This is a genomic window from Mycobacterium sp. (genome assembly GCF_032162605.1).
Classification (GTDB): Bacteria; Actinomycetota; Actinomycetes; order Mycobacteriales; family Mycobacteriaceae; genus Mycobacterium.
The window spans coordinates 1-8,006 of the sequence record NZ_JAVROT010000192.1; the positions used below are offsets into that span (position 1 = coordinate 1).

7 protein-coding genes are annotated in these 8,006 nt (G+C 66.7%); 2 read left to right on the forward strand and 5 right to left on the reverse strand.

Annotation, left to right across the window (positions count from 1 at the left end):
- From QOI01_RS12030 to QOI01_RS12045, 4 genes are all read right to left on the reverse strand, one after another.
- Nucleotides 1-1,711: isocitrate lyase/phosphoenolpyruvate mutase family protein (locus tag QOI01_RS12030; protein ID WP_526381146.1), on the reverse strand; the 1,711-nt coding region annotated here is incomplete at its 3' end.
- A gap of 98 nt (nt 1,712-1,809) precedes the next feature.
- The gene (locus tag QOI01_RS12035) at nt 1,810-2,907 is read right to left on the reverse strand and encodes a galactokinase (RefSeq protein ID WP_526381148.1); all 1,098 of its coding nucleotides are present in this window, start codon (nt 2,905-2,907) and stop codon (nt 1,810-1,812) included.
- Complete coding sequence (galT, locus tag QOI01_RS12040; protein ID WP_526381156.1) at nt 2,904-3,956, reverse strand: galactose-1-phosphate uridylyltransferase; 1,053 nt, start codon at nt 3,954-3,956, stop codon at nt 2,904-2,906. The genes QOI01_RS12035 and galT overlap by 4 nt, the downstream gene beginning before the upstream one ends.
- Before the next feature lie 49 nt (nt 3,957-4,005).
- Nucleotides 4,006-4,794: a DeoR/GlpR family DNA-binding transcription regulator gene (locus QOI01_RS12045; RefSeq protein WP_526381150.1), complete on the reverse strand. Its 789-nt coding sequence runs from the start codon at nt 4,792-4,794 to the stop codon at nt 4,006-4,008.
- Nucleotides 4,795-4,957: 163 nt separating this feature from the next.
- Here QOI01_RS12045 and QOI01_RS12050 point away from each other — a divergent pair, with 163 nt between their 5' ends.
- Together QOI01_RS12050 and QOI01_RS12055 are read left to right on the forward strand one after the other, a co-directional pair.
- A complete protein-coding gene (locus tag QOI01_RS12050; RefSeq protein WP_526381152.1) occupies nt 4,958-6,664 on the forward strand; it encodes a sodium:solute symporter family protein in 1,707 nt (568 codons plus the stop codon).
- A 54-nt stretch (nt 6,665-6,718) separates the two neighbouring features.
- Nucleotides 6,719-6,991 carry a hypothetical protein gene (locus QOI01_RS12055; protein ID WP_526381158.1) on the forward strand — a complete coding sequence of 91 codons (273 nt, stop codon included), beginning with the start codon at nt 6,719-6,721 and terminating at the stop codon, nt 6,989-6,991.
- Here the strand turns inward: QOI01_RS12055 and QOI01_RS12060 are convergent.
- On the reverse strand, nt 6,972-8,006 hold a 1,035-nt coding region (locus QOI01_RS12060; RefSeq protein WP_526381154.1), incomplete at its 5' end, for a glycoside hydrolase family 27 protein. The two genes, QOI01_RS12055 and QOI01_RS12060, sit on opposite strands and share 20 nt — an antisense overlap.

Sequence of the window (8,006 nt, forward strand, 5' to 3'; positions counted from 1 at the left end):
CGCTGCGCGGACCGCCGACCAGCGTTTGCGGTGTGCGGTAAGGCGATTCGACCAGTCGCATCTTGCGTTGCAGCCGAGCCAGCGCGAGCATGCCCTCCTGGCGCAACGACGTCGCGAACTCCTCGGAAGCCACACCGTCGATCTGGTGGCCGCCGTAGGTGATGAAGTTGAAGACGAAGCCCATCTTGCCGAGTTCCTCAGGGAACGCCCGCATCTCGTCATCGGTCATGCCGGTGGTGTCCCAGTTGAACGATGGGGACAGGTTGTAGGCCAGCATCTTGTCCGGGTAGACGCTGTGGATTGCGTGCGCGAACTGCCTGGCGTCGTCGAGGTCCGCGGTCTTGGTCTCCATCCACAGGATGTCGCAGAACGGCGCCGCCGCAAGCGATTTGGCGATCGCATACGGGATGCCGCCGCGCACCTGGTAGTAGCCCTCTGGGGTCTTCGCCCGCTCGCAATCCCACGCGACGTCGACCCCCAGCTCCCTGGCCTTCTCGCGAGCGGCATACAGCGATGCGGTCGCGGCGAACTGCCGCCAGTCCGCAACCTTCATCTCGAGCGGCTCGCCCTCGCGCTCGCGGAACGCGATCAGCTCGGCTACCGCGTCGCCGTAGGTCTCCAACCCGGCGTCGGCCTGCCAGGCGTCGACGAACCGGGACTCGACCTTGTCGAAGAGATCGTCGACCGATTGCGACTTGCCCGCCGACCACGATGCCGCCGCCTCGGTGACCAATGTCGCGATGCCCTGGCGCTGCAGCCACCCATCCGCGGCGGCGTACTCGCCTTCGGGGAGGGCGTAGAGGAGATGACCTCGGAGATCGGTGACACCAGCGTCGTGGAAGCTGCGCATCAACGCCAGGAAACAGGCCTTGTACGGGGGAACCTTCAGATTGGTGGCGCCGAGGATGAACGGCTGGTCGCGCTCGTCGGCGCGGCCCTCGATGAGGTTGGCCGCCTCCGCGTCCGTGCGCGCGACGATGATGCCTGGCACCCGCATCACGTCGAGCTGGAAGCGGGCGGTGTTGAGGCGCTTGATCTGCTCGTCGGACGGCACCAGGACCTTGCCGCCCTGATGGCCGCACTTCTTGGTGCCGGGGCGTTGATCCTCGATGTGGTAGCCGGGCACGCCGACCTCGACGAAGCGGCGGATCAGATTGCGGACGTGCGGATCCCCGCCGTGGCCGGTGTCGGCGTCGGCGATGATGAACGGCCGGTAGTCGGTCGCCGGGGTCGCGGCGCGCTCGGCGTCGCTCATCCGCAGGCGCAGATACTGCTGGTTGCGGTCGGCGGTCAGCAGCGCGCGCACCAGGCCTGCGGCCTCGTCGGGCACCTGGCTCAGTGGATAGCTGGCGAGATCTGGCCCCGGGTCCTCGCTCAGCGAGCCCTTCGCCGACGTCGCCCAACCTCCGAGGTAGATGCCCTCGATGCCCATCCGCTTGATCGTGACTGCCTGGCCGGGAGAGTAGGGGCCGAAGGTGGTGATGCTCTTCTGCTGCGCGAAGAGTTCGCGCAGGCGATCGTAGAAGGCCGCCGCCGCGTCCCGCGCCACGGGATATTCGGTCGGAATGGTGCCGCGTTGCTCGGCGACCTGGCGGGCCGTGTACAGCCGAACGATCCCGTCGAAGCGCGGACTGTCGAGATATCGCTGCGTGGCGGCGACGTCGTCGTCGAACGGCATGGTGGTCTCGACGCCTGGTTCGGTCATCGTCATGGTTCTTCGCTCCTCGTTGAGCCCGATTCATCCCTTTGGAGCGAGTGTATGGCCGTTGCCTGGCGGCGAGATTCAAACGGCCATCTGGACCGATACCGTCATCTCGAGAGCGAGGCGCCCGCCCCGGCCTCGGTACGTGCGATCGTCGGCGCGACGAAGCCGGCCCGGCTCACCGCCTCGTGCACCGCACGCGCGACGGCCAGCGACCGGTCCGCGCCGACGAGGGCGATCACGCAGCCGCCGAAGCCACCGCCGGTCATCCGGGCGCCGAACGCGCCCGCCCGAACTGCGGCATCGGCAATCAGGTCGATGTGGTCAGTGGTGATCTCGAAGTCGTCGCGCATCGATGCGTGCGAAGCCGTGAAAATCCGTCCTGCCGCCTCGAAATCGGAATCACCCAGTGCGGCAACGACATCCAAAACCCTCTGGTTCTCGGTGAGGATGTGCCTGACGCGTCGGGCGTCCAGCGGATCCCTTACCTCGCCCAGTGCGGAGAGTCCCCGGTCCTGGACGTGGCGCAGCGATGAGACACCGAGGTCGGCGGCTGCGCGCTCGCAGGCCGCGCGCCTCGCCGCGTACTCGCCGCCCGCATGATGGTGCGGCGCATGGGAATTGATGACGAGCAGCTCGACGCCGGCGGCATCGGGGTCGAACGGCACCGGCCGGACGGAGAGGTCGAGGAAGTCGATCTGCAGTGCCTGGTGTGGCTCACCGCACAGCGAAGCCAACTGATCCATCAGACCGGTCGGGGCACCGACGTAGTCGTTCTCGGCGATCTGTGCGATCCGGGCGAGCTCGACCCGGTTCGCGACGAGGCCGGTCGCGGCCGCGATCGTGCCGAGGACCGCGCATTCGAGCGCGGCCGACGACGACAGTCCCGACCCCATCTCGACATCGCTGGAGACGGACATCCTGCCACCGCTGAGCTGATGGCCCGCGCTCCGGAGCGCCCACATCACCCCCGCCACGTAGGCGGCCCAACCGGTTACGTCACCGGGCGCCGTGCTCAGCGAGATGGCGACCTCGCCGTCCTCGCGGTCGCTGCGCACCACGATCTCATCGCCCCGGTCGGGGGTGAATGTGACGACCGTCCGGTCGGGCAGCGCGATGGGAAGCGCGAAGCCCTGGTTGTAGTCGGTGTGCTCACCGATGAGGTTGATCCGCCCCGGCGCCGCGTAGGTGATCACGTCGGTCATGGCTCGAGTTCCCTCAGGCGTTCGGCGACGGCCTCGGGTGTCACGTCGCTGATGAACGCGTCCATTGCGGACTCGGAGCCGGCCAGGAACTTCAGCTTGGTGGCGCTACGCCGTACCGACATGAGCTCGACGTGGAAGTACCCCTCTCGCTGCCTGTCGGTGTCGCGGTACTGGTGAAGCGCCGAGATGTACGGCAGCGGTGTGGGATACATCCGGTCGAACCGGCGAAGCAGTTCGCGGTAGATCGACGCGAACCCGTCCAGCTCGGCGTCGTCGAGATCGCCGAGGTTGCGCACGAACCTGTTCGGATAGAGGTGGACTTCCACCGGCCAGCGAGCGGCGAACGGCACGAACGCGGTGAACAGGTCGGTCCGCGCGACGATGCGGCTGCCGTCGGCCACCTCGTGCGCGAGGATGTCGGCGAAGAGATTGGTGCGGTTGTGTGACGCGTGCGCGCGGGCCTCGGTGAGCATGTGTGCAGTGCGTGGCGTCAGGTAGGGATACCCGTAGATCTGGCCGTGCGGATGCGTCAGTGTCACGCCGATCTCCTCGCCGCGGTTCTCGAAGCAGAACACCTGCTCGATGCCGGGCCGGTTCATCAGGTCGGCACTCCGGTGGCGCCAGGCGTCGACGACGAGACGGGCGTGGGGCGCTTCGAGCTCCGCGAACGAGGCGGTATGGCTGCTCGAGAACGAAATGACCTCGCAGCGGCCGTGTCCCGGTGCGCTGATGAAGGCGGTGCCGTCGACGTCCGGGAGGTGGAAGGTGCGTCCGTCGGCACCTGACAGGCTCGGGAAGCGGTTCTCGAAGACGACGACGTCGTAGTCCTCCGCGGGGACCTCGCTGTCGAGTCCGGAGGAACTCGGACAGAGCGGGCACTGGTCGGCGCTCGGCTTGTAGGTGCGGTCCTGGCGTAGCGCGGCGATGGCGACCCACTGCCCGGTCTGGCGGTCGTAGCGCAACTCCGACTGCTGCGCCCCTCGCTCGGGCAACGGTCGTCGATCGGTGACCGGTGCGGGGGTGTGGTCGGGCAGCGAGAAGAACAGCATGTCGCGACCGTCGGCCAGGGTCCATCGCAACGGTTCCGCCGTCACGAGCTCACCGCCCGCCCACGGGTGCGATCACCAGGTCGTGGACCTGCGCGGCGATGAGTTCGCGATCGGAACCGGTCAGACCGTCGTCGACGATCAGCGTCTGCACCTGCGAAAGGGCGGCGAAGACGCATGCGCCGACCTCGCCGTACTTGGTGTGGTCGGCAAGCACCACCAGGTGCCCGCTGATCCCGATCAGTGTCCGGTTCGTCTGGGCCTCAGCGATATTGGGCGAGGTCAGTCCGGCATCCTGGTCGAAGCCGTGCACGCCGAGATACGTGGCGTCCACCCGGAACGACGCGATTGCGGCGTCGGCCACCGGCCCGACGAGCGCATCCGACGGAGTGCGTACGCCGCCGCTGAGGTAGACCAGCGGAGCGGCCGCGCCGTCCGCCAAAGGGTTCGTCAGCTCCTGAAAGATCCCGATCGAGTTGGTGACGACGGTGATCGAGGACCGCGAGCGCAGGTGACGGGCAAGCTCGGTGGTGGTGGTGCCCGCACCGATCGCGATGGTCATGCCGTCCTCGACCGTCGCGGCAGCGGCAGTGGCGATGGCGGACTTCTCGGCCCGTTGCTGGCCGGCCTTCACCGACGACCGCGGCTCCTCGCCCCGATTGTGACGTGCCACCGCTCCGCCGTGCACCTTGCGGAGGAGGTTCTGGGCATCGAGGGTGTCGAGATCGCGGCGCACCGTCATCTCCGACACGGCGAGTTCGCTGGCCAGATCGGCAACGCGCACGGCGCCGCCCGAGTTCAGCGCGCGCAGGATCGCGCTATGTCGTTCGGCGGCAAGCATCTCCGGTGACACTCCCTTCGCCCGGCCGATTCGAACATTAACAAACAACGTATGACGATCTTGAGAGTTTCCGCCCCAAAGACTTGTTGTCTGCTGCGCGATTCTGTTAGAACATGTTAGGACAGTGGTCCAGATCACTCAACGAAGGAGTTGACGGCCAGCGATGACCACCCTCATGGCAGACAACGTCTTGCGGCTCAACGTCGGCGCCGTCGACTACGTACTGATCGCGGTGTACTTCGTCTTCGTGCTCGGTATCGGCTACCTGGCTCGAAGTCAGATCTCGTCGAGCCTGGACTTCTTCCTGTCCGGCCGGCGACTGCCCGCCTGGGTCACGGGCATCGCGTTCGTGTCGGCGAATCTCGGCGCCGTCGAGATCATGGGCATGTCCGCCAACGGTGCACAGATCGGCCTGGCGACCATGCACTACTACTGGATCGGCGCTGTCCCGGCGATGATCTTCCTGGGCATCGTGATGATGCCGTTCTACTACGGATCCAAGGTCCGCAGCGTCCCCGAGTTCATGCGACGACGCTTCGGCACCGGCGCCCATCTGGTGAACGCCATCAGCTTCGCCGTGGCGCAGGTCCTGATCGCGGGCGTCAACCTGTTCCTGCTCGCAACCGTGATCAACGTGCTGCTCGGCTGGGCCACCTGGGTGTCACTTCTCGTCGCCGCCGCGATCGTGCTCACCTACACCGCGGCAGGCGGCCTGTCGGCGGCCATCTACAACGAGGTGCTTCAGTTCTTCGTCATCCTCGCGGCGCTGGTGCCGCTGACCGCCTTCGGCCTCATCAAGGTCGGTGGCTGGAGCGGGCTGCAGGACAAGATCGTCGACACCACCGGTTCCGGCGGCAAGGTGACCGCGACGGTGCACGAACAGTTGACGACGTGGCCCGGCCAGGCACTCAGCGGTTTCAGCAGCCCGGTGTGGTCGGTGATCGGCATCGTCTTCGGGCTGGGATTCGTTCTGTCCTTTGGGTATTGGACGACGAACTTCGTCGAGGTGCAGCGCGCCATGGCCTCGAATTCGATGTCGGCGGCGCGCCGCGCACCGATCATCGCGTCGTTCCCGAAACTGCTGATCCCGTTCGTGGTCGTGGTGCCGGGCATGATCGCCGCCGCCGCGATCGGCGACATGATCCATCTGAAGTCCGCCGGCTCGGGCGACGTGACGTACAACGACGCCATGTTGCTGATGATCCGCGACATCCTGCCCAACGGTCTGCTCGGGGTCGCCATCGCCGGCCTGATCGCGTCGTTCATGGCGGGCATGGCGGCGAACATCTCGGCATTCAACAGTGTCTTCAGTTACGACATTTGGCAGCAGTACATCGTCAAGGACCGCTCGGACGACTACTACATCGGGGTCGGTCGGTACGCGACGGTCGCCGCGACGGTGCTCGCGATCTTCACGGCCCTCATCGCCTCGGGCTACTCGAACATCATGGACTACCTGCAGACGCTGTTCGGGTTCTTCAACGCGCCCCTGTTCGCCACGTTCATCCTCGGCATGTTCTGGAAGCGGATGACTCCGACCGCCGGTTGGGTCGGCCTGGTGGCGGGGACGCTCTCGGCGATCTTCGTCTTCATCCTGTCCAAGGTCGGCGTCATCGACCTGCCCGGGCAGGGCATGCCGTTCCTGGCGGCCGCGGCGGCCTTCATCGTCGACATCGTGGTCAGCGTGGCGGTCAGCGCGGTGACCGCGCCGAAGCCGCGCGAGGAGCTGGTCGGGTTCGTCTATTCGGAGACCGACGTCAACATCTTCGCCGACGCCGATGAAGCCGGGCGGCCGTGGTTCCAACGGGCGGTTCCGCTCGGCGCCGTGATGCTGATCCTCGCCATCGGTTTCAACATCGTCTTCCACTAACCAGGTCTTGCACTAGATCGGAGCCCGAAAATGGCTGTCCCCCATACGAATAGAGTGTTGTCGCATCTGTTCGACATCCGCAACATCATCGGCGCGCTGCTCGCCATCTACGGAGTCGTCCTGACCATTGCCGGGTTCGTGCCCGCGGTCCTGCGCGATCACCACGACCCCGCGGCGGCCGGCAACCGCTCCGACCTCTACATCGGCACGGAGGCCAACTGGTGGGTGGGGCTGATCCTGCTCGCCGTTGCGGCCGGCTTCATCGTCTGGGCGCTGGTGCGCCCACTGAAGGCCGACGAAGTCGCCTCTACCGACACCTCGGAGTGATCCGCAACAGCGTGACCGCGTGCGGCGCCACCGTGCCACTGGTGATGTCGCCGGTCGTGGTGGTTTCGTCGTGCTTCCATAGATCTCGCACGGTGTAGCAGGACGCCGGAGCGACCCCGATCGCTGCGGCGTCGGTGCCCATGGTGGCAGGCGTGTCCGTGCGGTTGAAGAAGGCGACGGCGACGGCGCCATCGTCGAGCGGCCGCACCAGCACCCGCGGGTCGGCGGGCAGTGGCCGGGCGGGTCGCACCAGCGCGTCCTGGTCGACGGCGATGACGTCGCGGTTGGTGAGGATGTCGCGGGTCGTCGCCGACATGGCCCCGATGTCGTTGCCCGCGATCAGGGGCGCTGCCAGCATCGCCCACAACGAGAGGTGCGTGCGTTGCTCGGTGTCGGTGAGGTTCGGTTGCGTGTCGAGGAGGTGGGTCAACTGCAGGTCCGACATCGACGCCATCGCATGAAGGTCCTCGAGCTGGTCCTGGCGGACGTCGCCAACGGTGAGGTGCTCGCGGATCGACGGATAGTGGCCCGCGACGTACTGATTCCACCCCAGCCCCGCGACGAGCATGTCCGCGTCATTCCAGTAACCGGGCCTGCTGGGTACGGCCGCGGCGGCGTCCGCGAATTCGTCCGGCACACCGAGCTCTGAACCCGCGGCGAAGGAGTCGAAGGGTCCCAGTGAGGGCATCGCGTCGCGCCACACCGGGACCAGATCGGCGGTGGCGCGGGTCATGTCGGCGATCTGCGACCAGTCGTAACGTTCCCCCGCGGTGTGATCGCCTCCGCTGTTGGGGTTGATGCTGTAGACGATGCGCCTGCCGCTGGACCGCAACGCGTCGCGCATCGCCGTGAAGACCTTGACCTGCTCCTGATGGTCTGCGTCGAGCCGGCACCAGTCGTACTTCAGGAAGTCCACGCCCCAGGCCGCGAACGTCCTTGCATCGGTGGTCTCGTGGCCGGCGCTGGCGATCGCAGGATTGACGCTGCAACGCTCGTTGAACGGGCTGGCATACAG

What these genes read in the sequence shown, in the direction of transcription:
- QOI01_RS12045 (WP_526381150.1), bottom strand. Translation starts at nt 4,794, where the DNA reads ATGCTTGCCGCCGAACGACATAGCGCGATCCTGCGCGCGCTGAACTCG.
- QOI01_RS12050 (WP_526381152.1), top strand. Translation starts at nt 4,958, where the DNA reads ATGACCACCCTCATGGCAGACAACGTCTTGCGGCTCAACGTCGGCGCC.
- galT (WP_526381156.1), bottom strand. Translation starts at nt 3,956, where the DNA reads ATGCTGTTCTTCTCGCTGCCCGACCACACCCCCGCACCGGTCACCGAT.
- QOI01_RS12035 (WP_526381148.1), bottom strand. Translation starts at nt 2,907, where the DNA reads ATGACCGACGTGATCACCTACGCGGCGCCGGGGCGGATCAACCTCATC.